The organism is Streptosporangium sp. NPDC020072 (genome assembly GCF_040631445.1).
Lineage (GTDB): Bacteria > Actinomycetota > Actinomycetes > Streptosporangiales > Streptosporangiaceae > Streptosporangium.
In genome coordinates this window covers 366109-392080 of sequence record NZ_JBEYAB010000003.1, presented here as the reverse complement: position 1 = coordinate 392080, position 25972 = coordinate 366109, and the positions used below count along the sequence as shown (strand labels likewise).

Genomic DNA, 25972 nt, shown 5'->3' with positions numbered 1-25972 from the left:
CCGTGGCGCGGCCGAGTCATGTCCGGTCCGCCTCCTCGCAGGCCCCGGATTCCGGCTTCCGTTCACAGTCCCTGTCGCAGCCCCTGTCGGCGGGCAGCCGTTCGAGCTCCTGCTCCGCCCACAGCGCCCAGTCCCGCTGCATGGCACTGAAACGCATCCCCCATTCGAGCGCGAGCCTGCCGTACACCGACAGGCCGTCGTCCATCGCGCTGATCATCTCCCGCAGGGGGGCCAGTTTGCCGATTCGCTCCTCGCCGAGTTCCGCCTGCCGTCGCAGGTAGGCGCCGGCCTGTTCGTGGGAGACCTCGCCGAGGAAGAAGACACGCAGGAGCATCTCGCTGCGCCTGGCCAGGGGGCCGGGGTCGGTCTCCGTCAGCCAGCGCCGCAGCTCGGCGCGCCCCGCCTCGGTGACGGCGTACTCCTTGCGGCCCCGCGGGCCTTCCGAGGTCACCTCGACCAGGCCTGTGCTCGCCAGACGGCCGAGCTCGGCGTAGACCTGGCTCTGCGTGGCGGGCCACACGTTGGCGAGGGAGATGTCGAAGGTCTTCAGCAGGTCGTAGCCGCTCGCGGGTCCCTGGCTCAGCAGGCCGAGCAGTGCGTGTCGGAGGCTCATGCCTCGATCCTACATTCCTGTGTTGACATGTCATTACAGGAAGTTCTACCTTTGACCTGTCTGCATAGGAATGTCGAGCGCGAAGAGAGCGAGTCATGGTCCGCAGTTTTCTTGGGTTCCTCCCGTGGATCGTCTACGCCGTGATCGCCACCGGTGACGAGTGGCGTTGGGGGGCCCTGGCCGGGCTGGTGATCGCGCTCGGGCTCATCGTCGTGGACCGCCGTTCCGGCAAGGACTGGGACCAGATGGTGATCGAGACCAGCGCCGCGATCTTCTTCGTCCTGAGCGCGGCCGTCTCCTTCGCCGGTCCCTCCTCCTCGCTCATCCCGTACGGCCCGGCCCTCGTCAACGCCTGGCTGGCGCTCACCGCCTGGGGGTCGCTGGCCATCCGCAAGCCCTTCACCCTCGGCATCGCCAGGAGCATGGCCCCTGAGGAGATCTGGCGGACTCCCCAGTTCTACCGGGTCAACGCGGTCATCACCGCGGTGTGGGGTGCCGCCTTCGTCGTCGCCGCGGTGCTGCTGGCCGTACTGCTGAGCGTCGCTCCGCACGCCACCACCGCCGTCATCGCCGTCAAGATCGTCACCTTCGTGGTGCCCATGGTCTTCACCGCCCGTTATCCCAAGATCGCCGCGGCCCGGTTCCGGGGCCAGGCGGCCTGACCGTCCTCGCGATTCCCACCGAGTCATCTGGAGCAGAACGTGACCACCACTCCCGGGATCTCCGGAACCCCCGCCTACCTCAGCGGTGACCTCGCCCCGGTCCCCGACGAGATCGGTGCCTTCGACCTGCCGGTCACCGGCACCCTGCCTCCCGAGCTGACGGGCCGTTACCTCCGCAACGGGCCCAACCCGCTGCCCGGCCAGGACTCGGGGCACTGGTTCGCCGGGGCGGGCATGATCCACGGTGTCAGGCTGCGCGACGGCCGCGCGGAGTGGTACCGCAACCGCTGGGTCCGTACCCGCTCCTTCACCGAGGGCGCCAGGCTCCTCGGCCCGGACGGCCTCGACAGGACCGCCGTCAGCGCCAACACCTCGGTCATCCGGCACGCGGACAGGATCCTCGCGCTGGTCGAGAGCGGCTTCCCGTACGAGATGACGCCCGAGCTCGACACGGTCGGGCCGTGCGACTTCGGCGGGAGGCTGACCACGGGGATGACCGCCCACCCCAAGCTGGACCCGGTGACCGGTGAGCTGCACTTCTTCGGGTACGGCTTCATGCCGCCCTACCTGACCTACCACCGCCTGTCGGCGGCCGGGGAACTGGTGGAGAGCCGTGAGGTCGAGGTGCCCGGGCCGACGATGATCCACGACTTCGCGATCACCGAGAACCATGTGATCTGGCTCGACCTGCCGGTCGTCTTCGACATGGAACTGATCGGAAAGAGCCTGCCGTTCCAGTGGAGCGACTCCTACGGGGCCAGGATCGGCGTGATGGACCGCGCGGGGAAGGTGACGTGGTTCGACGTCGACCCGTGCTACGTCTTCCACGTGGGCAACGCCCGTGAGGACGCCTCGGGGCGGGTGGTGCTCGACGCGATCCGCTACACGCGTGAGTCCTTCGTCTCCATCTGGGGCAGGATCGGTGGCGCCGCCAATCCCGCGGCCGAGACCGGGGGAGCGGTGCTGCACCGCTGGGTGCTCGACCCGGCGACCGGCGGGGTGACCGAGGAACAGCGCGACGACCGCGCGGTGGAGTTCCCCACGTTCAACGAGGACCTGCTGGGCCGTGACAGCCGCCTGCTGTACACCGTCTCCGACGACGCGGTCGTGAAGTACGACACCGAGACCGGTGCGACCCTGGTCAGGGACACCGAGGGGCGCCCCGGTGAGGCGATCTTCGTGCCCGCGGCGGACACGGCGGCCGAGGACGGCGGCTGGCTGATGTCGATCGTCACCGACCACTCGGGGGAGGGCTCCCGGCTGCTCGTCCTGGACGCGGCGGATCTGGAGTTCGTCGCCTCGGTCCGGCTTCCCCGCCGCGTCCCGGCGGGTTTCCACGGCTCCTGGCTGCCGGACCTGTAAGCCGGACGGCGTTTCCAAGGTTGACCCGGGAAGGGGCCTGCGGGGGCGGGTCCCTTCCCGCTTTGCGGGTGAAGCGCTGTTTACCGCCGAGGGCTATGAGGACCTCGCAGAACCGGGAATTTGGCGGGCCCCATGGTATTGCGTAGGAAAGTTTCCTATCCAATACTTCGTCTAGATGCTCTGTCGTCGACGCGAGTCCCGCTATCGGTGGCGGACCGTTTAGGTCAAATGGTCCTGCGGGAATATCGGCACAGCTGGGAACGAAAAGCCGAAGGCCTTTTCCCTATGGAGACAGTCATGCCTGGACGTGTTCTCACTTTGCTTTCCGGTGCCGTGCTGGCCGCCTCGGCGGTGCTCACGGTCGCCGCCCCCGCACAGGCCGCCGTCGTCGAGCGCGGCGAGAGCCCGATCACCACGGGTGAGTACTGCATCGCCCGGATCGACTCCCGCTCCGTCGTCGGTCTCTACGAACGCGGCTCCCTCAACTGCTACGGCTACGTCGGGGGGCGGTTCGCCTACCTGGGGACGGGAAACGCCTACGACGCCTGCCGGTCGAGCAACCCGGGCCGGGTGATCGTCGGTGTCAAGGAAGGCCTGCCGTCCCACTACCTGATCTGCCTGGTCGAGGTCTGAAGTCTTTCCGGCGGTCCTTCGGGATCAGCGGAGAACGGGAAACACCAGCCATTTCCTTTCTGATTGGAGACAGCTATGTCCCGACGTGTTCTCACTTTGCTCTCCGGTGCCGTGCTGGCCGCCTCGGCGGCGTTGTCGGTGGCCGCCCCCGCGCAGGCCGCCGTCGTCGAGCAGGGGCAGGGGCCGATGAACACCGGTGAGTACTGCGCCGCGAAGGTCAGCTACGGCTCAGAACTGGGTTTCTACGAGTACGGCTCCATCAGGTGTTACTCCACCGACAGGAATGGGCGGCTCGTCTACAAGGGGTCGGGTGACCCGGTCGCCGCCTGCCGGTACAGCCACCCCACCAAGGTGGTCGTCGGGGCCAAGGAGGGTCTGCCCGGCCACTACCTGATCTGCCTGATCCAGGAGTGACATCGTTGTGAGGGCCGCCCGGACGCCTGTCCGGGCGGCCCGCACAGGCGGGGGTGCGCGCCCCCGCCCGTCGTGACCGCTAGCAGCTCAGCTTGTCACCCGGGTCGACCCCGAGGATCGCGGCGAAGCGCTTGTAGGCGTCGATGCGGCTCTGCACCTGCCTGGGGTTGCCGCCGTCGCACTCCAGGCGGCCGTTGATGCTGCGGATCGTCTCACCGAACCCGGCGCCGTTGACCATGGCGTTGTGCGGGGTCATCGTGCCGGGGCCGTTCTGGGTCATCCAGTACCAGATGCCGGTCATCCAGGCGACGGAGGCCTCGGTCTGCACCAGGTTGGGGTTGTTGAGCAGGTCGATGCCCAGGGCGTCGCCGGCGGCCTTGTAGTTGAAGTTCCAGCTCAGCTGGATCGGGCCCCGGCCGTAGTAGGAGGAGATGCCCGCGGGGCAGCCGAAGGGCTGGTCGGTGTCGCAGTAGTGGGGGTAGTTGGCGGTGTTCACCTCGACGATGTGGACCAGGCCGCCGGTCTCGTGGTTGATGTTGGCCAGGAAGGCCGCGGCCTCCTGCTTCTTGACCGTGTCACCGCCGGTGCCCGCGAATGCGGGGTAGGCGCTCAGTGCCGTGACCAGGCCGTTGTAGGTGTAGAAGGGGTTGCGCTTGGGGAACATCTCGTTGAACTGCGCCTCGGTGACGACGAAGTTGCCCTCGCTCGCCTCACAGGCGCCCTGGTCGGTCCAGATGCCCGACGGGCCGCCGGGGGTGTTGCCGCGCGTCCACCACTTCGCCCGCCAGTTGTGGCCCTGGTAGGAGGCGGTCAGGCCACCGGCGTAGCCCTTGGCGGAATCCCAATCACTCGCGCAGATGGGCGCGGCGGAGGCGGTGGAGGCCGAGGCGGGGGAGGCCAGGGGAACGGCGGCCAGCACGCCGGCGACCGCCATTGAGAAAAGGGATGACGTGAGGCGGTTTCTCGGCATTCTTTCACTTCCTTGCATGACGGAAAAAACGAGCACGAAACGACAAGAGACCGGCCCCGGGGTGGACGGTGACACCGCGGACGGGCTCCACAGGAGGTCGCCGTCGCGGGATTGACGACAATTAACAGGAATTTGAATTCTTGCGTCAATAGGTAGGACGCAAAGTTCCGCATAGTGCGCACCCGCCGGCCTCCCCGGGGGTCGCGCGGGCCGTACCGCGGGGTCGGGAGGAGGGGCGTGCCCCCTCTACGCCGAGTTGACCGGGGCGGTTGGTGGCCGATTCGGGATTCGGGGTAGCTGACCATAGGAGGGGCCGGAGGAGCCGGGGGAGGAGTGAGCCGTGGAGTACGAGGAGTTCATCGGCACCCTGAGGCGGTACGCCGGTCTGGGCGAGGACGAGGCCGAACGCGCGGTGCGCGCGACACTCGGGACGCTGGGTGAGCGGCTCTCGGTCGGCGAGGGGCTGCTCGGGCGGTTACCGGAGCGGGTGCGCGCGTGGATGCGCACCGGCAGGGCTCCCGAGCCCTTCGACGTGGACGAGTTCCTGCGCCGGGTCGCCGAGCGTGAGGGGGTCGACGTCGAGGTGGCGGCGCGGCACGCGCGGGAGGTCTTCTGGCTGCTCGGCGAGGTGACCGCGCCCGGGGCGATCGACGGCGTGGCCGCCTGCCTGCCGGAGGACTTCGACTCCCTGGTGGCCGAGGCCCGGCGGCGCGGCGTCCGGGTGATGCCCGCGGAGGAGTTCCTCGCCAGGGTCGCGAGCCGCGCCGGGCTTGAGGCCGCCGACGCCCACCGCGCGACCGAGGCGGTGCTGGAGACGCTCGCCGAGTGCGTCGCCGAGGGCAGGGCGGAGAACCTGATCGGCGAACTGGCCGTGCCGCTGCACGAGCCGCTCAAGCGGGGGGCGGCGGAGGGACGCGCGGAGAGCGTGCGGATGCCGCTTGAGGACTTCGTGCTGCGGGTGGCCGAGCGGCAGCGGGCGGACGGTCAGGACGTGCGGGGGTACGCCAGGGCCGTCTTCACCACGCTGCGCGAGGCCACCACGGAGCGGGGCTTCCTCGACGTCATGGCGGGCCTGCCCGACGAGTATCGGACACTGCTCACCGGCCGGTGACTCAGACGGGCAGTCCGAGCAGGGCCGCGTGGCAGCGCATGGTGTGTTCGAAGGCCGTCGCGGGGTCCAGGACCGCGTTGTTGAACTGGCCGAAGATCTCGAAGCTGACCCAGCCGAACAGCCCGGTCCAGGCGAGCAGGGCGCGGGAGATGACGTCGTCGGGGACCTCGGGGATGACGTCCCGCACCCGGCCCGCGTCGTCGCCGAAGGACGCGGGCGGGGCGGGAAGGCCGCCCGGCGGGTTCAGGACCCCGGCGCCGTGGGCGTCGGAGACGATCCGCCCGTAGACCACGGTGTCGCGGATCGCCGCGGCGACGGTGTCGACCGGCGCCTTGTAGCCGGGCACCGGCGAGCCGTACAGCAGCGCGTACTCGTGCGGGTGGGCCAGCGCCCAGTCCCGTACGGCGTGGCAGACCGCCAGCCACCGGCCGGTGTGGTCCTCGCGCGGGACGGCGGCGTCCGCCCGCTCCACGGCCTCTCCGAGGGCGTTGTAGCCGTCGATGATCAGAGCCGTGAGCAGGTCGTCCCGGGACGGGAAGTAGCGGTAGATCGCGGAGGAGACCATCCCCATCTCCCGGGCGACGGCGCGCAGTGACAGGCCCGTCGCCCCATCCGTGGCCAGCTGGCCTCGTGCGATGTCGGTGATCTCCCTGGTCAGTTCGGCGCGGACACGTTCGCGCGCCGTGCGGCTTGAGCTCATGTCCGGACCATATCAGAGCGATGCAAGAAAAAGAGAGCACTGCTCTTGACCGGCGCGACCGATCTGAGAGAGCATTGCTCTCGAAACGGAATGGCAATCTGCAAGGAGTCCCCCGATGCTGTCCCTGGCCAAGAACGTCAACCTCCTCGTCATGTTCCTGCTTGAGCTGGGCGTTCTCGGTTCGACCGCCTACTGGGGCTTCACCGTGGGGTCGAACTGGCCGCTGCGGCTGCTGCTCGGACTCGGCGCGCCCGCCCTGTTCATCGCGGTCTGGGCGGTCTTCGGCGCCGCCAACGGCGCGATGATCCCGCTCACCGGGTTCGCCAGGGTGGCCCTTGAGGTCCTGTGGTTCGGTGGCGGCGCCGCGGCGCTGGTCATGGCGGGCCGCGTGGCCCCCGGCGTCGTCTTCGCCGCCGTCTACGTCGTCAACGCCGTGCTGCGGCTGGTGTGGAACCAGTGACCGCGCACAACGAGGGAAAGGGAACGGACATGGGCAAGCACGTCGTCGCGGGAGCCGGACAGGTCGGCTCGCAGGTCGCCGGACTCCTGGCCGGGCAGGGACACGAGGTCGTCCTCGTCAGCCGCTCGGGATCGGGCCCCGACCTGCCGGGCGTCACCCGGGTCGCCGCCGACGCGGCCGACGGAAGGCGGATGACCGGCCTGGCCAGGGGCGCCGACGCCCTCTACAACTGCGTCAACCCGCCCTACCACCGCTGGGCGCAGGATTGGCCGCCGCTGGCGGAGTCGCTGCTCTGCGCGGCACGGGAGAGCGGGGCGGGATACGTCATCCTCGGCAACCTCTACGTCTACGCCGCTCCCGGACGGCCCATGCGGGAGGACGACCCGCTCACCCCGCCCAGCGCCAAGGGGGAGATCAGGACGCGGATGTGGCGGCAGGCGCTGGAGGCCCACCGGGCGGGCCAGGTCCGGGTGACCGAGGTGCGGGGGTCGGACTACTTCGGACCCGGCTGCCTCGACCAGTCACACCTGGGGGAACGGCTGGTGCCCCGGCTGCTCGGCGGGAAGACGGTGCGTATGATCGGCGACCCCGACCAGCCGCACAGCTGGACCTACGTGCCCGACGTGGCCGCCGCCCTGGTGACGGCCGCCACCGACGACCGCTCCTGGGGCCGCGCCTGGCACGTCCCGACGACGGAGCCGATCACGGCGCGCCAGGTCGCCGAGCGGATGTGCGAGATCGCGGGCGTCAGGAACCCCGGCGTCAGGTCAATGCCCCACTGGATGATCCGCGCAGGAGGGCTCGTGTCCCCCATGCTCGCCGAGCTTGAGGAACTGCGTTACCAGTTCGTCCGGCCCTTCGTCATGGACTCGGCCGACTTCCAGACGACCTTCGGCGTGACGCCGACCCCGATGGACGAGGCGCTGGCCGCGACGATCGCCTGGTGGCGCGACCGGCCGGCCAGGGCGGCGTGAGCCGTACGCTCTGAGCATGAAGATCGCCATGATCGGCCTCGGGGACATCGCGCGCAAGGCCTACCTGCCGGTGCTGACCGCGCTCCCCGGCCTCGACCTGCACCTGTGCACCCGTGACCGCGCCACCCTCGACCGCCTCGGCGACGCCCACCGGATCGGAGGCCGCCTCACCTCGGTCGGCGAGGTGATCGACGCCGGGGTCGAGGCGGCCTTCGTGCACGCGGCGACCGAGGCTCACGTGGAGATCGCCGAACCGCTGATCGAGGCCGGGGTGCACGTCTACCTGGACAAGCCGATCGCCTACACGCTGGCCGAGTCCGAGCGCCTGGTACGGCTCGCGCGCGACCGGGGGGTTTCGCTCTTCGTGGGGTTCAACCGCCGCTGGGCGCCGCCGTACACGGACCTGCTCGGCCTGCCCCGCCAGCTGGTCGTGATGCAGAAGAACCGGGCCGACCTCGCCGAGGACCCCCGGGTGGTCGTCCTCGACGACTTCATCCACGTCGTGGACACCCTCAGGTTCCTGGTGCCCGGACGGGTCGACCACACCGGGATCAGGACCAGGGTCAGGGACGGCCTGCTCGAACACGTGACGCTCGAACTGTCCGGGGACGGCTTCACGGCTTTCGGGATCATGAGCAGGGTGAGCGGCGCCGCCGAGGAGACGGTCGAGGTGATGGGCGGGGGAGTCAAGCGGCGGGTGGTCAATCTCGCCGACGTGATCGACCACGCCGGCGCGGAGACCCTGACCCGGCGCGGAGACTGGACCCCCGTCTCCCGCCAGCGTGGCATCGAACGCTCCTGCCTGGAGTTCCTCGGCGCGGTCCGCGCCGGCACGCCGGTGGACGCGCGGGACGCCCTGGCCACCCACGCCCTGTGCGAGGAGATCGTGGCCGCCTGCGTGGGGTGAGTCGTCCCCTGGGTGTGTCGATGCCGGTTTTCTGGCCGAAGGTGGGAGACGATGCCATGGGCGGTGAAAAGCCGTCTCATCCTGTCTGTGGCGGTTGCCGGGCATCCATGATCCCCCCGTGCGGAAACCGGCCGTGACGTCACGGATTTCCAGCGAGGGGGAGAAGTGACTGAGCGGAGTGCTCGATCGGGCGCCGCGCTGACCGCGGTGTTCCTGGCGGTGATGTTGCTCGGCGGCTGCGGCACCGGCGCGCCCTCGGCCATGGCGCCTCCGGCGAGTAAGGCTCCGGCGGCCGGGGCGCCGGCGGCGGGCGGGCAGGCCAACGGGCCGGTCGGCGCGCAGGGGGCGGGGGTCGCGCCGTCGCCGACGGTCTCCGGCGACAACTCACCCTGCCCGACGACGGGCAACACCAAGCGGTTCGCCAAGACACGCTTCGCCCTGCACGCCGGGCTCGCGCTGGGCGCCTTCCACCGCTACATCTACAAGCCGCTGCGGGCGGGCGGGTTCAAGGAGGGCGCGGACAAGCGCAAGCGCACCTTCGTCAAGGCCGCCATAGCCGGGCTGTTCGCCCTCCACGAGCTCAAGGTGGCCAAGAGGTTCGCCGAGGCCAACCCGGCGCTGTGCCACGCGGTGCAGAGCGTGACCAACAGCTTCGCCGCCCTGACCGGCAAACTGAAGGGCGGGACGGCGACCGAGAAGGACCTCGACGCGAGCAAGGACGTCTTCGGCGAACTGCAGCGGCAGGCCACCGGCAGCGGCTTCGGCTTCAAGGAGAAGAACGTCACGGTCCCGGGCGCGGGCTGAGCCGGGGCGGAACGACGACGGGGCCGGTCCTCTCAGATCCGAGAGGACCGGCCCCGTGGCGTTCTCCGGTCTTTTCCGGTCTTTTCCGGGAGGCCCCGCGCCCCGTACCCCGGCGGTACGCGGCGCGGGACGTCTCTTCCCCGCGGGCCCGCGCCGTCAGCGCTGGGCGAGGTACTGCCGGCCCAGGTCGCGCAGACGCTCGTGGGCCGACTCGTAGACGCCGCCCCCGCCGAGGTAGGCCTTGGGGAGCTTGGCGACCATCGTGTAGTTGCTGTCGCAGACGTTGCCGACTGGAGCCTCGCCGATCTGGCTGACCAGCTGGTAGGCGTCCAGCGTCTCCAGGCCGGTGACCTCCGAGGCCCAGGTGACCAGGTCGTGCTGACTGATCCGGTAGGCGTCCTCAAGCGGACGGGCCGAACCGGTCGACATCAGGCTGTGGTCGTCCTCCAGGCGCGGCCACGGGGTGGTGACGCCCTTGATCAGCTCGACTGCGACCACGGTGTTCATCGCCGACTCGATGGCCGTGCCGCACACCTCGCCGTGGCCCTGGCGGGCGTGCCCGTCGCCGACGGCGAACAGGCCGCCCGGCACGTTGACGCCGAGGTAGACGGTCACCCCGGCACGCAGCTCCGGAGTGTCCATGTTGCCGCCGTGGGCGTCCGGGGTGATGGTCATCCGGGCCTCGGACGCACCGGGCGCGACGCCGACCGTGCCGTGCATCGGGTCGAGCGGCAGGTCCACGGTGAAGTCGCTGTTGCGGGCGTGGTAACGCGCCACACCCGCGGCCACGTCGATGTCGTAACGCCAGACGACCTCGTCGAGCGGCGGGGTCAGCATGGCGGTGGTGTGCGTGCCGGTCAGCGCCCCGAAGTGCGGGAACGTCGCCGACACGGCCCAGTCCCTGGCGGGCTCGATGGAGACGAAGTGCAGCGCCAGCGTGTCTCCGGGCTCGGCGCCCTCGACGTGGAAGGGGCCGGTCACCGGGTTCAGGTAGGGGAACTCGCAGACCTGCGAGGGCAGGTCGTCGACGGAGCGGACCCGGCCGCCGAAGCAGTCCTCGGTGTAGAGCTCAAGGATCGTGCCGGGCTTGACCGTGCCGACGGCGGGCCTGCCGCCGAAGGTGTAGCTGAGTTCCTCGGGGGAGGGACGGTAGGAGACGACGTTCACCGCACACCCGCCTGGCTGAGGCGCGTCACCGAACCGGGGAGGGCACAGGTGGAACCCTCCTCCACCTCAAGAAAGATCTCGTGCATCTACTGTCCTTGTGTGAATCGGAAGGGGGCGTGACGCGGGGGGTGTGCGGCGACGTCGCGGGGGACCTACTTCAGGGGGGCGTCGTGCGACTCGCCGAGGGCGGCCAGCAGGGGGCGGCGGCCGTAGGCGAAGAAGGTGGCGAGCACCAGCAGGCCGATGGCGAGCCAGACGATGCCCACGACCTGCGCGGCGATGCTGGCGTTGATCACCACGTAGACCAGGATGCCGAAGCCGATCAGCGGGGCGAGCAGGTGCCGCCACAGGTCACGGCTGCGCTTCTTGAAGAAGTAGTGCACGATCACCGACAGGTGCAGCGCCAGGAAGGCGGTCATCGCGCCGAAGTTCACCAGGCCGCTGATCAGGGCGACGCCGTCCTCGCGGTTGGCCAGGAAGATGCCGACCGCCAGGGAGACCAGAGCCACCAGGATGGTGGCGTTGACCGGCACCTTGGTCTTGGGGTGGATCTTGGAGAGGAAGGCGGGCAGCTGGCGGTCACGGGCCATGGCGTACAGCAGACGCGAGGTGGCGGCCTGGGCGACCAGGGAGTTGGCGAAGCCCCAGGCGATGGCGGTGGAGATCGCGGTCAGGATGCTCAGCCAGTGGCCACCGGCGAATTCGGCCATGTCGTAGAAGGCGGTGCCGTTGGGGTCGCCACCGCTCAGCAGCTGGCTGCGGTTGGGGGTGAGCAGCGCACCGATCCAGGTCTGCACGATGAACAGGGCACCGGCCAGGCCCAGGGCGGCGATCATCGAGCGGCCGATCTTGGCGCTGTCGACCTTGCTCTCCTCGGCCAGCATGGAGATACCGTCGAAACCGAGGAAGGAGAGCACCGCGACGGAGACCGCACCGAAGGCCAGCGGCCAGGAGAAGGTGTCGGGGTTGAACAACGGAGTCAACGCGCCGGTCTGCGCCTTGCCCTGAAGGAGCGCGAACAGACCGATGATGATGAAGATCGCGAGCACGACGAGCTCGGCGATCAGCATGTACCTCGTGATCCGCGCGGTCATCTGGATGCCGGTGTAGTTGACGACCGTGTTGAGGACGACGAACACCAGCAGCCAGGCCCATACCGGCAGCGGTACGAACGACGCCATCGCCAGGCTGGCGATGAGGTACAGCAGCGCGGGCACCAGCACGTAGTCGAGCAGCATCGCCCAGCCGGCGATGAATCCGACGGGACCGACGATTCCCCGGCCCGCGTAGGTGTAGACCGAACCGGCCATCGGGAAGGCCTTGGCCATCTGCGCGTAGGAGAACGCGGTGAAGGCCATGGCGACCATACCGATGATGTACGCGAGTGCGACCATGCCACCGGACGCCTGGAAGACGCTTCCGAAGATCCCGAAGGGCGCGATCGGGACCATGAAGATCAGTCCGTAGATCAGCAGGTCATTGAAGCTCAGCGTCCTTCGGAGCTCCTGCCGGTAACCGAACTGTTCCAGGGAGGGGTCAGTAGTCATGGAACTACTCCTAAAAGAGATGTTGCAAGCGTCACTTTAGGACGAATCCTTGAAAAGGAAAAGTTTGCAGAGGCAACTTTTTATCGAACGATGTCGAAATCGAGACCGTCCGCTCTGCCGATGTGGGCGCCACGCCGTACCCCGTGGTCCTGGAGGGTCAGGCGTCCCCGCGCGGTGATGATCGAGGTGCCGTCGGCGACCTCGTCAAGCGCGGGCACGTGGAGGGTTCCCGCGCGTCTCGCGAGTGCCGCGAGCATCAGCACCGCCTCATAGCAGCCCTGGCCGTGCCCGTTGAGCAACGGCGCATTTGATCCGAAACGGCGAGTGTAACGCTCTCCCAGACTCAAGCTGTCATCGGTGACGAGACTGGAGAAATACCCCATAGCGCCGTATAGCTCGCCGGTGTCGTCGCCGCCGATGCCGAGCAGGCCGTGCTCCTCCAGCGCCCCGCAGAGACGGGGGAAGCCGAGGCCTGCCGCGGTGAAGGCGCGGTTGAAGTCGACCAGGTCACTGCCGATCAGACTGAGAAGCACGGCATCCGGCCTACTGGCCACCAGGTGGTCCAGAATCCTGCTCAGGTCGGGCTTGCCGTACGGGACGTAGCGTTCGCCGACCACCGACGCCCCGCGCGAGGCGAGGTAGCGCCGGGTGGCCCCGTGAACCAGGCGCGGCCAGATGTAGTCGTTGCCCAGCAGGAACCACCGCTTGGCCCGCCGCAGCTCGATCAGCCAGTCGAGCCCCGGCTTGAGCTGCCGTTCCGGTGTCTCCCCGAGGAAGTAGACGCCGGGGGAGTGGCCGCCTCCCTCGTAGGGAGGGGCGTAGACGAACGGCAGGCGCCCGGCGAGCGCCCGCACGATCGAGATCCGGACGTCACTGCCACAGGTGCCGACGACCGCGTCGATCACCTTGCCGCGCGCCAGTTCCCCGACCTCGGCGGCCACCTCCTCCGCGGGTCTCCCTCCGTCGATGAGGACCAGCTCGACCGGTCTGCCGAGAATGCCGCCTGTGAGGTTCACCTCGTCGGAGGCGAGGACGGCGCAGTTGATCGCGCATGGACCTACAAGCCCGAGGACCCCGGAGATGGGGACCACGAGCCCGACACGTAGGGCGACCCCTTGGAGGAGCTGAGCTTCCAGGGGTTCGATCACGGGTGTGATGGCTTCTGCCACATTGCAGAGTATCCTCCTGAAAGGACGGGTATGGGAGGCCCGTTACTCACCCGGGATACAGACGGGAGCTTCACATGGTGACGACCGGGCTGGGATCCTCGCTGGCCTACCTGCTCAGCCGAGCTGAGCGTAGTGTCAACCGGGGTCTGGCCGCCGCGCTCACCGCTGAGGACGTCAGCGTCGAGCAGTGGCGCATACTTCGTGCCCTCGCCGACGATTGCGGTCACTCGATGGGGGATCTGGCCGAGACGGTTCTGATGCCGCATCCGACGCTTACCAAGGCGATCGACCGGCTCATCGACCGCGCGTTCGTCTATCGCGGTCACGACCCCGCCGACCGCCGCAGGGTCGCGGTGTTCCTCGCCGACCGTGGCGCCGAGCTGCTCAACCGCGTCGAGGGATCGATCGCGGAGCACCACAGGGAGATCGAGGCCGCCTACGGCACCGAACGCACCGAACAACTCATGAGCGAGCTCGAACGACTGGTCAGGGCCCTGAACGAGGCCCCCGCGGAGCGGCCGTCGGACCGGCTCGCCGAGCGGCCTGCGGGCAGGCTCGCCGAGCGAGACGGCACCGCCGTTCCCGCGCTGCGCTCCTGAGCGTTCCCCCGCCGCCCCGAGGGCGGCGGGAGGTCTCACGGCCCGGCCCCGAGGGGGACCGGGCCTTCGCCCTGCCTCGGGGCGGGACACGGAAGGCTTACGGCAGGGGGTCTTGGAGCCGTGCCCCGTGCGCCCGGGCGACCCGCCCGACGGCGACGGCCCAGGCGGCCTGACGCAGGGTGATCCCGCGCTCGGCGGCCGTCGCCGCGACCGTGTCGAAGCACCGCCGGGCCAGGTCGGGACGGGCGGCGAGCACCTCGCCCGCACCCGTCAGGACGTCGGGGACCACGACGGTCCCCGCCTCGGCGAGGACCGCGTCGGCCCCGGGGGACAGCAGGCCGTCGGCCGCCTCGACCACGACAGAGGCCCTGACGTCGCGGGCCAGATCCGCGGTGACCGGGGCGGCCAGGATGAGCGCGTCCACCCCGAGCCCGAGAGGCTCATCGCCGGAGGGCGTGACCACCCGGAAGCCCTCCTCGGCTAGGCGCAACGCGGCCAGCCGGGCGGTTTCGCCCGGGCCGTGCACCGCGACCGTACGGACGCCTTCTCCCAGGACCCCCAGCACGGCCGCCGCCACGGCCCCGCCGGCCGCTGTGCCGGTCACCGTGCCGACCGCTGTGCCGACCGCTGTGCCGGGTGCCGAACGGCCGTCGGCCATCCAGGCGGCGATCCGCTCGTCGGCGTCCGGGTCGGGCGTGGGGACCTCCCCGTCGGAACCGGCGATCGTCATGATCTCGTTGACGTATCGCCTGGTCACCCGCTCCAGCTCCCGGGCGTCCAGCCTCGCGGGGTCGACGCGGACACCTCCCCTGGCCCCGCCGTACGGCACTCCCGCGAGCGCGTGCTTCCAGGTCGTGACCATGGCCAGCGCGGTGACCTCCTGGAGGCCTGCCGAGGGTGCGAAGCGCGTGCCGCCCCTGGCCGGGCCGAGGACGGTGCTGTGCTGCACCCGGAAGCCCTGGACGACGTCCATCCGGCCGTCCTCGCGGCGGACCGGCACCGAGACGGTCAGGGAGCGGCGGGGGGAGGCGAGCATCGCGCGCAGGCCGTCGTCCAGCCCGAGCAGGAGCGCCGTCTCGTCGAGACGGCGCAGGGCGGCTTCGAGGGGATCGTGGTCGGTGAGGGCGGTCGCCGGCGTCTTTGACGGCACCATGAGGGTCATGAGGGTCAGGCCTCCATGCGGTGAGCGGAGCGCCATTGCTCCACTCTTGATGGTTTGTGGTGATCACACTATTTATGGGTTCTTTGCCATGTCATGATGGATATGTTGCGGACTGATGGCCGTTTTTTGTGCGTTTCCCCAATGGGATGGGACAGTCGTTATCCGAACGGTCCGCCGGGCAGAGGCACACCTCGAAACGGCGGGAACCAACCGTTCCGCGATGGCCTGAGGGGATGAACGTGCCGGAACTTGTGGTCGGTCCGCTGCTGCGTCATGTGGACGCGACGAGCGCCTCGATCTGGGTCGAGACCAGCGTGCCGTGCGAGGTGACCGTCGAGGCGGACGGGGCCCGGGCGAGTTCGCCGACCTTCTCCGTCCACGGCCACCACTACGCCGTCGTGGACGTCGAGGGCGAGGGGGACTACCGGGTCCGTCTCGACGGGGAGGTCGTGTGGCCGCCGCCCGGCCGCCCGGCCGGTCACATCCGGTTCCTGGATCCGGGCGGCCCGAAAAGGGTGATGTTCGGCTCGTGCCGGACCAGTGTGCCGCACGACGCCCCGCACACCCTCTCCCACGGCGTGGACGTGCTGCGCGCCTACGCCCGCGTCCTGGCCGGCAGGCCCCCAGAGGAGTGGCCCGACCTGCTCCTGCTGCTCGGTGACCAGGTCTACGCCGACGAGCCGTCCGCCGAGATGCTCAAGTTCATCGCCGCGCGCAGGGACAGCGAGCCCAGGACCGAGATCGCCGACTTCGAGGAGTACGCCGAGCTGTACCGGATCGCCTGGACCGATCCGGAGATCCGCTGGATCCTCTCGTCCGTGCCCACCGCGATGATCTTCGACGACCACGACCTGCGGGACGACTTCAACACCTCCGCCGACTGGCGGGAGAAGATGGCCGGGGTCCCCTGGTGGCACAGGCGGGTGGTCTCCGGCCTCGGCGCCTACTGGATCTACCAGCACCTGGGCAACATGTCACCGGCCGAGCGCGCCGCCGACGGGCTGTTCCGTGAGCTGCGCGCGACCGAGGGCGACGGGGGAAAGCTGCTCGACGCCTTCGCCGAGCACGCCTACGAGGTCCCGGTGGACAGCAGGTGGAGCTACTGTCGCGACCTCGGCGGCACCCGTCTGATCATGCTCGACTCCCGCTGCGCCAGGCAGCTCACCCCCGGAGACCGGCGCATGATCGACCCGGTCGAGTGGGAGTGGCTCGTCGAGCAGCTCGATCGGGACGGTGCGGAGCGCTTCGTGATCGGCACCTCGGTGCCGTTCCTGCTGCCCGCGGGCATCCACCACGTCCAGAACTGGAACGAGGCCCTCGCCCAGGGAGCCTGGGGAAGATTGGTCGCCCGCTGGTCGGAGGCCCTGCGCCAGGCCTTCGACCTCGAACACTGGGCGGCCTTCCGCCGTTCCTTCGAGGACCTGTCCCGGCTGCTGGCGAAGGTCGGCAAACCGGTCATCCTGCTCTCCGGTGACGTGCACTACTCCTACGTGGCCAAGGTGGACGGGCTGCCCGTCCACCAGCTCGTCTGCTCGCCGATCCGCAACCCGCTGAGCCGTACGCTCAGACTGGCCAACATCGTCGCGCAGTTCGGCCTGGCCACCCTGGTCGGCGGCTGGCTCGCACGCCTGGCGCGCATTCCCAGGCCGCCGTTCGCCTGGCGGGTGACCAACGGTCCGTGGTTCTCCAACGCGCTGGCCACTCTGTCCCTGGACACCACGCCGCCCTCGGCCCGCTGGGACACCGCGACCATCTCCGGGGACGACGTCTCCGAGATCACCACCGTGCGCCTCACCTGACGGCTCACCCGGTGTGGACCGGCTCCCGTTCGGGTACGGCGGCCCGCCGTACCACGGGCAGGGCGCGCAGGCCCAGGGCACCGGCCAGGGCGAGCACGACGACGTACAGGATGACGGCGTCCGAGACCAGCGGGGCGATCCACGGCCGGTAGACCTCGGCGATCCACCGGGTCAACGGTGTCGGCTGCAACCGCAGCAGGGCGGTCGCGCCCGGCAGGTAGACCAGCCCGGTGACGACGCCCCTGACGAGCAGCGGCCCGTCGAGCCGGGAGGCGGGCATCAGGGCGAGCAGCGGGAACAGCATCGCGTCGTACCAGGGGTGCTGCACCGGCGAGGTGAGCAGCCAGCCCAGGCACCACGCCAGCGCGGGCCGTACGGCGGGCAGGCCGGGCGGCCCCTGCGGCAGCCGCCAGCACAGCAGGAGCGCGGCGATCAACGCCGCGCCCAGGGCGAGCCGCCCTTCGAGCTCCACGGCCTCGGGCCCCAGGTTCTTGACGAGCACCTGCCACGGGTCGGCCAGCGAACGGTCGCCGACCTTGCCCGCCACGTTCGCCAGCGCCTCGGGACCCTGCGTCGCGTACAGCGTGACCAGCGCGGTGAACGCGCCCATCCCCAGGGTCAGGAACGGTCCCGCCCGGTGGCGGGCGGCCCAGGCGAGCCCGGCCCCGGCCAGCACGAACGGCGCCTTGACGGCCGCCGCGGCGCCCAGCAGCGCCCCGGAGACCAGGCCGGAGCCCATCCCCGGCCTGCGCAGCGCGAACAGGGCGGCCACCAGCAGGAACGCGCCCAGACCGTCCATGTGGCCGCCGAGCACCACGTGCCACAGCATCAGCGGGTTGAGGCTCCACAGCAGGTGCGCCCTGACCCGCCGGTCGCGTTCCGGACCGGCGAGCCGGTCGAGCATGACCGCCGACAGCAGGAACGCCAGGGCGAGGATGACCTTGAAGGCGAAAACGGTCGCCGCCATGGAGTCTCCGCCGAGCCGGGAGGCCGCGAGCTGCGCCCAGGTGGCCAGCGGGCCGTAAACCGAGGGGGTGTTCCGCCAGGCGAGCGGGGTCAGGTCGCCGACCGGGTCGCCGATCCCGTGCAGCCAGGCCGGGGGAGTCACGTACGGGTCGTGCCCCAGGGCGGCGATCCGCCCGTAGACCGCGTAGTTGAGCACGTCCGTCGACCCGGCGGGCGGTACGAGCGTCAGGAGGACGACGACGAGCGGCGTGCCGGCCGCGAACAGGCCCCGCACGGGGAGCCACCCGCGGCGCAGCGCGTACAGCGCGGCGCACGTCCCCAGGCCCCCGATGAGCAGGGCCACCCAGCCGAGCTGGATCACCGGCGTCTGCGGCGGGTCCAGGCGCAGGGACCAGGGCGGCGCACCGGCGCCCAGCTCGGGAACCGTCGCGGACGGCCCGAGCAGGGAGACGGCGAGCATGGCCGCGACGGAGATCGCGACCATGAGAAGCCCCGCGGGGCCGGTGAGCCGCGCGCGCAGGGGCGGCCTGACGCCGGGGCCCGGCCCGGTCAGGAGAGAACGCCGACCAAGCCCACCCGACGCCGCCACCTGCCGACCCCCCCGAGTCACCGCCCGCGCCGCGTCCGCCGGGGCGGCCCGTACGGCGGCTTCCACGGCGGCGGCGTGATGTCCACTCCAGCCTAGATCGCCTGGAACGTAACCGAGGCCGGTGATCTCCTACTTCGCGAACTCCGTCAGGGCCTCGGCGAGCCGGTCGACGGCCCACAGGAGGTCCTCCTCGGAGACGACGATGGGCGGGGCGAGACGGATCGTCGAGCCATGGGTGTCCTTGGCCAGCACCCCCAGGCGCATCAGCGCCTCGGAGACCTGCCTGCCGGTGGCCAGGGAGGGGTCGATGTCGACGCCCGCCCACAGGCCACGGCCGCGTACGGTGACCACGCCCCGGCCGACGAGGGCGCGCAGCCTCTCGTGCAGCACCGCGCCGAGTTCCCTGGCCCGCGCCTGGTACTCGCCGGTGCGGAGCATCTCGACGACCGCGTTCGCGACCGCGCAGGCCAGCGGGTTGCCGCCGAAGGTCGAGCCGTGCTGGCCGGGCTTGATGACGCCGAGCACGTCCTGGTCGGCGGTGATCGCCGAGACCGGGACGACACCGCCGCCCAGGGCCTTGCCCAGCACGTAGACGTCGGGCACGACGCCCTCGTGCTCACAGGCGAAGGTCTCACCGGTACGGCCGAGCCCCGACTGGATCTCGTCGGCGATCATCAGGATGTTCTCCGCCGAGCAGAGCTCGCGGACCTGGGTGAGGTAGCCGTCCGGCGGGACGAGCACGCCCGCCTCCCCCTGGATGGGTTCGAGCAGCACCGCGACCGTGTTGGGGCCCACGGCCTCGCGGATCGCCTCGATCGAGCCGTACTTCACGATCCTGAAGCCGGGGGTGTACGGGCCGAAGCCGTCGTGGGCGTCGGGGTCGGTGGAGAAGCTGACGATCGTGGTGGTACGGCCGTGGAAGTTGTCCTCCATCACGATGATCTCGGCCTGGCCGTCCGGCACGCCCTTGACCTCGTAGCCCCATTTGCGGGCCACCTTGATCGCGGTCTCCACGGCCTCCGCGCCGGTGTTCATCGGCAGGACCATGTCCTTGCCGGTGAGGTCGCCGAGACCGGCGGCGAAGGCGGCGAACTGGTCGTGGAAGAAGGCACGGCTGGTCAGGGTGAGCCTGGCCAGCTGCTCCTGGGCCGCTTCGATGATCCTCGGGTTGCCGTGGCCGAAGTTCAGTGAGGAGTAGCCGGACAGGCAGTCCAGGTAGCGCCTGCCCTCGACGTCGGTGACCCAGGCGCCCTGAGCCTCGTGGATCACGACGGGGAGGGGGTGGTAGTTGTGCGCGCTGCGGCGCTCGCTGAGCTCGATGAACTCTTCTGTGCTCGTCATCGGTCCGTTCGCCGTTCCTTGCCTTTTGTTGCGTTCTGTCTGCTTTATCCCCGAATTTCCAGGGTGCAGCACTTGGGTCCTCCGCCCGCCTTGCGCAGTTCGGCCAGCTCGACCGGCACGACCTCGAAGCCGCGCCGCTTGAGCTCCAGCTGCAGGCCGGTCGCCTCGGCGTTGATCACCACGTGGGTGCCGTCGCTGACCGCGTTGAGGCCGAGCACCACGGCGTCGTCCTCGGTGGCGACGACGGCGTCGGGGAACAGGTTCCTGAGCACCTCCTGGCTCCCCGGGGAGAAGGCCTCGGGGAAGTACGCCACGTTGTGCCCGTTCAGCGGGAAGAGCGCGGTGTCGAGGTGGTAGAAGCGGGGATCGACCAGCCGCAGCGAGACCACCGGGCGGCCGAGGAACTCCTGCGCCTCCCCGTGTGCCGCCACCTCCGTGCGGAACCCGGTCCCCGCGAGCACCAGATGGTCGAGGGTGAGGAAGTCGCCCTCACCCTCGTTGGTGAACTCGGCCTCACGCGCGGCGGTGTAGCCGTTGGAGGTGAACCACTCCAGATAGGCGGGGCCCTCCGCGGCCCGCTCGGGATGCGTGAAGCGCGCGCCGTACACCCGGCCGCCCACGACCAGGGCGCCGTTGGCGGCGAAGACCATGTCGGGCAGGCCCTCCACCGGGTCGATCAGGCTGACCCGGTGGCCGAGCTCCTCGTAGACGCCCCTGAGCCCCTCCCACTGGCGGATCGCGACCTCACGGTCCGCGCCCGCCTCCGGGTCCATCCACGGGTTGATCGCGTACTCGACGGCGAAGTGGTCGGGCCGACACATGAGGTAGTGCCTCGTCATTGAGAACCCCGTAAAGGATGTTGTGGTGGGAGACGGCACCAGCCTAGAAACGGGGCATATTCGGGGCCAATAGCCTGATCTTGCGCGTTGCCGCAGGTCTCTTGCGTGATTCAGGCGAGGAACGGCGATTCGTTGCGCGATGTCAGCAGAGGGGCGTCGATCAGCCGGGAGAGCACGATGGAACTCTTCGTACGGACCACGAAGGGCTCGGCGGCGATGCGCTCGATCACCTGCTCCACATGGCGCACGTCGGTGGCCCTGATGTGCAGCAGCGCGTCCGCCTCACCGGTGATGGTGCACGCCGAGACGACCTCGGGATGCCGGGTGACGGCGACCCCGATCTCCGACGGCGAGGTCTTGCCCGCGCAGAACAGCTCGACATAGGCCTCGGTGGTCCAGCCGAGCGCCGTGGGCTCGACCCTGGCGGTGAACCCGGTGATCGCTCCCACCTCGCGCAACCGGTCGACCCGGCGCTTGACCGCCGAGGCGGACAGGCCCACCCGCTGCCCGATCTCGGCATAGGTTGCGCGGGCGTCCTCGACGAGAGCCCCGATGATGTCACGATCCAACCGGTCCAGTTCCACGCTGCTTTCTAACACAGCACGAGGGCCGCGACGCGCGTCGCGGCCCTCGCTGGAGAAGCGGGATCAGGCGGGTTCGGCCTCGCCCGTCGTCTGCTCAAGGGCCTCCTCAGGGGAGGCCTCAAGGTCGTCGGAGGCCTGGGCCAGCGCGGAGGCCTTGTCCAGACGCACCCAGCTCGTCACGCTCTCCACGGCGAACAGCACGCCGAGGTACAGCGTGAGCACGGCGACGACCCAGGTGGCGGCGCCGAACGCGGCACCCGCGCCGATCGCCAGCAGCCGCAGCTCCCAGCCGAGACCGGCCTTGAACACCCAGTCGGGCGGCCAGATGCTCTGCCGCGTCCGGTAGACCGTGTCGTAGGTGTGGTAGCCGACCACGTAGAGCAGCACGAACAGCAGCCACTTGGGCACGTCGGCGGCCAGGCCGACGAGGATGATCGTCAGGAACTCGGCCGCCCTGATCAGCGGGGGAACCAGCCAGTCGAGCTTGCCCAGGTGGTCACGGGCGGCCGTCGGCAGCACCAGGACCAGCATGACCAGGGCGGGCAGGAGCAGGATCGGCCCCTGGGTCAGCACCCCGGCGACCGCGACCGCGACGATCACCACGAGCGCGGCGAGCGCCCCGGGCACCGGGGGCAGCCCGGGCCCGATCCGGCCGCGCAGCGCGGCGACGAGCGGGCCGTCGTCGCGGTAGGCGAGCAGCCGGGCGGTCTGGACGCGCAGCCGCTCCAGATAGGGGTCGGGGGCGGGGGTTGTCTGCGGCTGGGTGATCATGCGAGCGACCTCATCAGGCGTCCGGTGAGCGTGTAGGCGGTGGCGACGCCGCCCCAGATGATCAGGGTGATGAAGGTGATCCTGGCGTCGAAGAAGGCGCTGACGAGCGCGATGGCGGCGAAGCGCTCGCCGATCGGGAAGACGACCATCTTGCGGGCCCAGTAGACGGCCCTGTTCCTGCCGGCCTTGCTCCACATCTTCAGCAGGCCGCGGATGCCGCCGCTACGGGCGATCTTGCGCTGCTCCAGCGCCGCGCGCAGCTCGGTGTCCGGGCTGATCGACAGCGGCATCGAGGGCAGCGGGGCGGGAGGCCTGCGCCGGTTGGCCGCGCCGAAGGAGAAGTCGAGCAGGTGCTTGACGGACTGCAGGGCGATCGCGGTCAGCGCCAGCGTCCACACGTCGCCGACCCCGGAGACGGCCGCGCCGATCGCGAGCCCGGCGAAGACCACGTACTCCTTGAACCGGTCGAAGGTGGCGTCGAGCCAGGCGCCGAGCACGCCGAACTTGCGGGCGTAACGCGCGACCTGGCCGTCCACGCAGTCGAAGACGAACGCGAAGTAGATCAGGATGGCACCCGCGATCATGCCGGGCCGCGCGCCGGTCGCGAAACACGCCGCGGACGCGACGCCGAGCGCGATCGAGATCAGTGTGACCTGGTTCGGGGTGAGCCCGCGCCTGGCCGCCCAGCGGGCGATGAAGCGCGAGTAGGTGCTGACGAAGTAGGTGGTGAAGAAGCCGTCGGCGCCCTTGACCGCGTTGTTCAGGCGGGCTCTGTCCTCGTCGAACCCCGCCATCTCGGCGACCGCCTGCACGGCCTCCTCCGGGGTGTTCAGCCGGCGGAAGAACAGGTCACGCCTGCCCCGGATGCCGACCGAGACGCCACGCCGTACCAGGCCGAGGACGAGGAGCTGGACCAGGTCGTCCTCGGGGCCGAACAGGTGGGCCATGTCGGCCAGCTCACGGGCCGCCTCGGCCAGCGTGGCCGCGTGTTTGTGGTGCAGGTGCAGCGGGCCGAGCAGGACGGAGTTCGGACGGGTCACCGCGTGGAAGGCGGAGCCGACCGAGATCACCCGGGATTTGCTCGCCCGCACCCTGACCGGCAGGCCCTCCAGGCTCCGGTCGCCGATCTCCGGCAGCGCCTCGTCGATCGGGACGTCGGGGACGATGAAGTCGCCGTTCTCGTCCTCCTCACGGGGCTCCTTGGTGATCAGAGCGAGCGCGCCGCGTTTCGACTTGGTGATCTGGTAGATCAGCTCGTCGTGGATCAGCGAGTTCGCGGGGAGGATGAGCAGGTTCTCCGTCGCGTCCTCGACCGCGTCGGCGACGGCGCGCAGGTCGTCCGCGAGATTCGCGGTCTCGACGAGGCGGCCGGGAAGACCCCGGTGGACCGCGGCCTCGCCGGAACGGACGATCGTCACCGGCGCGGGATCAAGGGAGGCGATCTGTCCGTGCAGCTTGCCGATCACCGTGGGGGAGCCGGGGAGCGCGGGCAGGGTCAGCGCGGCGGGCGGCGTCGGCTGGCCGAAAGCGGTTGAGGTGCCGGGTGAAGAACCCAGCAGGACCACGCGGGGCATGGCACCCTTTCGTACAGGGATGGGGTGAAACATGGCATGGGGAACTCGCCAGGGGCCAAAGTTTAATGAGTTTTAGGTGAACAACACGCACTCGTGATCCTTCCGTTCCCGTTGATCATGGTTGGACCGGCATGCCGCCGTGCCATCTAGACTGATCCGGTGAGCCTGTACCGTGACGAGGGCATCGTGCTGCGCACGCACAAGCTGGGCGAGGCAGACCGCATCGTCACCGTCCTGACCAGGCGAACCGGAAAGATCCGGGGCGTCGCCAAGGGTGTGCGGCGGACCATGTCGCGCTTCGGCGCCCGCCTTGAGCCCTTCACCCACGTGGACCTCCAGCTCCACACCGGCCGCACGCTTGACGTGATCACCCAGGCCGAGACCATCCGCCCGTACGGCGAGGCCTTCGTGGCCGACTATCCGCGCTACACGGCGGGCAGCGCGATGCTGGAGACCGCCGACCGGCTGATCATGGCGGAGAAGGAACCGGCCCTGCGGCAGTTCCTGCTGCTGGTCGGGGGCCTGCGCACGCTGGGCTCCGGAGAGCACGAGGCCAGGCTCGTGCTCGACGCCTACTTCCTGCGCTCACTGGCCGTCGCGGGCTACGCTCCCGCCCTGGAGGAGTGCGCCCGGTGCAGGACGACCTCGGTCAGGGCGTTCGCCATCGTGGCCGGGGGGGTGGTGTGCGGGGCCTGCCGCCCGGCGGGCGCCGCCGTACCGGCGGGGGAGACCATCGCGTTGATGGTCGCCCTGCTCAAGGGCGACTGGCGGAGCGCGGACGCCTCGGAGAGCAGGCACCGCACCGAGTGCAGCGGCCTGGTCGCCGCCTACCTTCAATGGCACCTCGAACACGGCATACGCTCGCTCCGGCATGTGGAGCGGGAGCGCGCAGAAAGGGAACCCGCCACGTGAACGTCCGTCCCCCGGTGCCTCATCCGTCCGGAGCGACCCCGCCGCCCATCCCCCGCGACCTCGTGCCCCGGCACGTGGCGATCGTGATGGACGGCAACGGCAGGTGGGCCAAGCAGCGCGGCCTGCCGCGCACCGAGGGGCACAAGGCCGGTGAGTCGTCGCTGTTCGACGTGATCGAGGGCGCGATCGAGCTGGGCATCCCCTACCTGTCCGCCTACGCCTTCTCCACGGAGAACTGGAAGCGCTCGCCGGACGAGATCCGGTTCCTGATGGGCTTCAACCGCGACGTGATCCGCCGCCGCAGGGACGAGCTCAACGCGATGGGGGTGCGGGTGCGCTGGGCGGGCCGTCCGGGACGGCTCTGGAAGAGCGTCATCAAGGAACTGCAGGACGCCGAACGGATGACCGAGGGCAACTCGACGCTGACCCTGCAGTTCTGCGTCAACTACGGGGGCCGGGCCGAGATCGTGGACGCGGCGCTGCGCCTGGCGGAGGACATCGCCGCGGGCAGGGTCAAGCCGGGCAAGGTCAAAGAAGAGACCTTCGCCAGATATCTCGACGAGCCGGACATCCCCGACGTCGACCTGTTCGTGCGTTCCTCCGGCGAGCAGCGCACCTCCAACTACCTGATCTGGCAGATGGCCTACGCGGAGATGGTCTTCCTGAACCGCCTGTGGCCCGACTTCGACCGTCGCGACCTCTGGGAGGCGTGCGAGCTGTTCGCCAAGCGTGACAGAAGGTACGGCGGAGCCGTGCCGAACCCCGTGGCGCAGGCCCCACTCCCCTGAGACCGGCGTTCCGGGGCCGCCCCCTTCCGGGTCAGGGGCGGGCGACCCGGTCCTGTCAGGCCTTGACCTCGCGCAGCCGTCCCGTCTCGACCTCGTAGACGAAGCCGCGGACCGAGTCGGTGTGCGGGATGAACGGGTCGTTCTTGATCCGGTTGACGGACTGCAGGACGTCCTCCTCCAGGTCGGGGAAGGCCTCGGGCGCCCAGTCGGGCTTCGTCCCGACCTCGGCCTGGATCTGCCGCTTGAACTCGTCGTCGGTGAAGGTGAGCATGCCGCAGTCGGTGTGGTGGATGAGGATGATCTCCCGCGTGCCGAGCAGGCGCTGGCTGATGGCCAGGCTGCGCCGCTCGTCCGCGGTCACCACACCGCCCGCGTTGCGGATGACGTGCGCGTCGCCCTCGGTGAGCCCCAGCAGGCCGTAGGGGTTCAGCCTGGCGTCCATGCAGGCCAGCACGGCGACACCGCGTGCCGGGGGCAACGGCAGGTCTCCCTTGTCGAACGCCGCGGCATAACGCTCCGCGTTGGCCAGAAGCTCGTCGGTGACGCTCATGAAAT

At 70.0% G+C, this 25972-nt stretch carries 27 protein-coding genes; 13 read left to right on the top strand and 14 right to left on the bottom strand.

Features of this window, described 5'->3' with window-relative positions:
- Positions 1–16 precede the first annotated feature (16 nt).
- Entirely contained in the window at positions 17–613 is a 597-nt protein-coding gene (locus tag ABZ470_RS08225; protein WP_352008613.1) for a PadR family transcriptional regulator, read from the bottom strand.
- A 95-nt stretch (positions 614–708) separates the two neighbouring features.
- On the opposite strand from ABZ470_RS08225, the gene ABZ470_RS08220 reads away from it, so the two are divergent.
- From ABZ470_RS08220 to ABZ470_RS08205, 4 genes are all read left to right on the top strand, one after another.
- On the top strand, positions 709–1275 hold the full coding sequence (locus ABZ470_RS08220; RefSeq protein WP_352008614.1) for a hypothetical protein: 567 nt from the start codon (positions 709–711) through the stop codon (positions 1273–1275).
- A 39-nt stretch (positions 1276–1314) separates the two neighbouring features.
- Positions 1315–2637, top strand: a complete 1323-nt coding sequence (locus ABZ470_RS08215; RefSeq protein ID WP_352008615.1) for a carotenoid oxygenase family protein — start codon at positions 1315–1317, stop codon at positions 2635–2637.
- A 297-nt stretch (positions 2638–2934) separates the two neighbouring features.
- On the top strand, positions 2935–3270 hold the full coding sequence (locus ABZ470_RS08210; RefSeq protein WP_352008616.1) for a hypothetical protein: 336 nt from the start codon (positions 2935–2937) through the stop codon (positions 3268–3270).
- A 75-nt stretch (positions 3271–3345) separates the two neighbouring features.
- Entirely contained in the window at positions 3346–3684 is a 339-nt protein-coding gene (locus ABZ470_RS08205) for a hypothetical protein (RefSeq protein WP_352008617.1), read from the top strand.
- A 79-nt stretch (positions 3685–3763) separates the two neighbouring features.
- On the opposite strand, the gene ABZ470_RS08200 is transcribed toward ABZ470_RS08205, so the two are convergent.
- Positions 3764–4618, bottom strand: a complete 855-nt coding sequence (locus ABZ470_RS08200) for a glycoside hydrolase family 19 protein (RefSeq protein WP_352008618.1) — start codon at positions 4616–4618, stop codon at positions 3764–3766.
- Positions 4619–4994: 376 nt separating this feature from the next.
- Between ABZ470_RS08200 and ABZ470_RS08195 the strand changes: the two genes are divergently transcribed.
- On the top strand, positions 4995–5765 hold the full coding sequence (locus ABZ470_RS08195; protein WP_362910776.1) for a DUF2267 domain-containing protein: 771 nt from the start codon (positions 4995–4997) through the stop codon (positions 5763–5765).
- A 1-nt stretch (position 5766) separates the two neighbouring features.
- Here the strand turns inward: ABZ470_RS08195 and ABZ470_RS08190 are convergent, their stop codons facing one another.
- Complete coding sequence (locus ABZ470_RS08190; RefSeq protein WP_352008620.1) at positions 5767–6465, bottom strand: TetR/AcrR family transcriptional regulator; 699 nt, start codon at positions 6463–6465, stop codon at positions 5767–5769.
- 115 nt (positions 6466–6580) lie between these two features.
- Here ABZ470_RS08190 and ABZ470_RS08185 point away from each other — a divergent pair, with 115 nt between their 5' ends.
- From ABZ470_RS08185 to ABZ470_RS08170, 4 genes are all read left to right on the top strand, one after another.
- Positions 6581–6925, top strand: coding sequence for a YrdB family protein (locus ABZ470_RS08185; RefSeq protein WP_352008621.1), 345 nt, complete (start codon positions 6581–6583; stop codon positions 6923–6925).
- A gap of 29 nt (positions 6926–6954) precedes the next feature.
- Entirely contained in the window at positions 6955–7899 is a 945-nt protein-coding gene (locus tag ABZ470_RS08180) for an NAD-dependent epimerase/dehydratase family protein (protein WP_362910773.1), read from the top strand.
- A gap of 16 nt (positions 7900–7915) precedes the next feature.
- Positions 7916–8806 (top strand): Gfo/Idh/MocA family oxidoreductase, encoded by an 891-nt coding sequence (locus ABZ470_RS08175; protein WP_362910771.1) that lies wholly within the window; start codon positions 7916–7918, stop codon positions 8804–8806.
- A 165-nt stretch (positions 8807–8971) separates the two neighbouring features.
- Positions 8972–9610 carry a hypothetical protein gene (locus tag ABZ470_RS08170; RefSeq protein ID WP_362910769.1) on the top strand — a complete coding sequence of 213 codons (639 nt, stop codon included), beginning with the start codon at positions 8972–8974 and terminating at the stop codon, positions 9608–9610.
- 156 nt (positions 9611–9766) lie between these two features.
- Here the strand turns inward: ABZ470_RS08170 and ABZ470_RS08165 are convergent, their stop codons facing one another.
- The 3 genes from ABZ470_RS08165 to ABZ470_RS08155 all read right to left on the bottom strand — a co-directional run bounded on the left by ABZ470_RS08165 (position 9767) and on the right by ABZ470_RS08155 (position 13493).
- Positions 9767–10777, bottom strand: a complete 1011-nt coding sequence (locus tag ABZ470_RS08165; RefSeq protein WP_362910767.1) for an acetamidase/formamidase family protein — start codon at positions 10775–10777, stop codon at positions 9767–9769.
- A 152-nt stretch (positions 10778–10929) separates the two neighbouring features.
- Positions 10930–12324, bottom strand: a complete 1395-nt coding sequence (locus ABZ470_RS08160) for an APC family permease (RefSeq protein WP_352008626.1) — start codon at positions 12322–12324, stop codon at positions 10930–10932.
- Positions 12325–12404: 80 nt separating this feature from the next.
- Complete coding sequence (locus ABZ470_RS08155) at positions 12405–13493, bottom strand: substrate-binding domain-containing protein (protein WP_362774684.1); 1089 nt, start codon at positions 13491–13493, stop codon at positions 12405–12407.
- Between the two features lie 74 nt (positions 13494–13567).
- On the opposite strand from ABZ470_RS08155, the gene ABZ470_RS08150 reads away from it, so the two are divergent.
- Positions 13568–14092, top strand: coding sequence for a MarR family winged helix-turn-helix transcriptional regulator (locus tag ABZ470_RS08150; RefSeq protein ID WP_362774686.1), 525 nt, complete (start codon positions 13568–13570; stop codon positions 14090–14092).
- Positions 14093–14189: 97 nt separating this feature from the next.
- On the opposite strand, the gene ABZ470_RS08145 is transcribed toward ABZ470_RS08150, so the two are convergent.
- Positions 14190–15254, bottom strand: coding sequence for a Glu/Leu/Phe/Val dehydrogenase dimerization domain-containing protein (locus tag ABZ470_RS08145; protein WP_362910765.1), 1065 nt, complete (start codon positions 15252–15254; stop codon positions 14190–14192).
- A gap of 233 nt (positions 15255–15487) precedes the next feature.
- Between ABZ470_RS08145 and ABZ470_RS08140 the strand changes: the two genes are divergently transcribed.
- Positions 15488–17053, top strand: coding sequence for an alkaline phosphatase D family protein (locus ABZ470_RS08140; protein WP_362910763.1), 1566 nt, complete (start codon positions 15488–15490; stop codon positions 17051–17053).
- 4 nt (positions 17054–17057) lie between these two features.
- On the opposite strand, the gene mptB is transcribed toward ABZ470_RS08140, so the two are convergent.
- From mptB to ABZ470_RS08110, 6 genes are all read right to left on the bottom strand, one after another.
- A complete protein-coding gene (mptB, locus tag ABZ470_RS08135; RefSeq protein ID WP_362910761.1) occupies positions 17058–18503 on the bottom strand; it encodes a polyprenol phosphomannose-dependent alpha 1,6 mannosyltransferase MptB in 1446 nt (481 codons plus the stop codon).
- 234 nt (positions 18504–18737) lie between these two features.
- The gene (rocD, locus tag ABZ470_RS08130) at positions 18738–19949 is read right to left on the bottom strand and encodes an ornithine--oxo-acid transaminase (RefSeq protein ID WP_352008632.1); all 1212 of its coding nucleotides are present in this window, start codon (positions 19947–19949) and stop codon (positions 18738–18740) included.
- Positions 19950–19993: 44 nt separating this feature from the next.
- Positions 19994–20788 (bottom strand): dimethylargininase, encoded by a 795-nt coding sequence (ddaH, locus tag ABZ470_RS08125; protein WP_352008633.1) that lies wholly within the window; start codon positions 20786–20788, stop codon positions 19994–19996.
- A gap of 110 nt (positions 20789–20898) precedes the next feature.
- The gene (locus ABZ470_RS08120) at positions 20899–21372 is read right to left on the bottom strand and encodes an Lrp/AsnC family transcriptional regulator (RefSeq protein ID WP_352008634.1); all 474 of its coding nucleotides are present in this window, start codon (positions 21370–21372) and stop codon (positions 20899–20901) included.
- A gap of 63 nt (positions 21373–21435) precedes the next feature.
- Positions 21436–22143 carry a DUF5941 domain-containing protein gene (locus tag ABZ470_RS08115; protein ID WP_352008635.1) on the bottom strand — a complete coding sequence of 236 codons (708 nt, stop codon included), beginning with the start codon at positions 22141–22143 and terminating at the stop codon, positions 21436–21438.
- Positions 22140–23717, bottom strand: a complete 1578-nt coding sequence (locus tag ABZ470_RS08110; protein ID WP_352008636.1) for a CDP-alcohol phosphatidyltransferase family protein — start codon at positions 23715–23717, stop codon at positions 22140–22142. The genes ABZ470_RS08115 and ABZ470_RS08110 overlap by 4 nt, the downstream gene beginning before the upstream one ends.
- A 159-nt stretch (positions 23718–23876) precedes the next feature.
- On the opposite strand from ABZ470_RS08110, the gene recO reads away from it, so the two are divergent.
- Both recO and ABZ470_RS08100 read left to right on the top strand, forming a co-directional pair.
- Positions 23877–24629, top strand: coding sequence for a DNA repair protein RecO (gene recO / locus ABZ470_RS08105; RefSeq protein WP_352008637.1), 753 nt, complete (start codon positions 23877–23879; stop codon positions 24627–24629).
- Positions 24626–25417 carry an isoprenyl transferase gene (locus ABZ470_RS08100; RefSeq protein ID WP_352008638.1) on the top strand — a complete coding sequence of 264 codons (792 nt, stop codon included), beginning with the start codon at positions 24626–24628 and terminating at the stop codon, positions 25415–25417. Before recO ends, ABZ470_RS08100 begins: the two co-directional genes overlap by 4 nt.
- Before the next feature lie 55 nt (positions 25418–25472).
- Here ABZ470_RS08100 and ABZ470_RS08095 read toward each other — a convergent pair whose 3' ends face one another.
- Positions 25473–25967 carry a carbonic anhydrase gene (locus ABZ470_RS08095; protein ID WP_362910757.1) on the bottom strand — a complete coding sequence of 165 codons (495 nt, stop codon included), beginning with the start codon at positions 25965–25967 and terminating at the stop codon, positions 25473–25475.
- Positions 25968–25972: the final 5 nt, after the last annotated feature.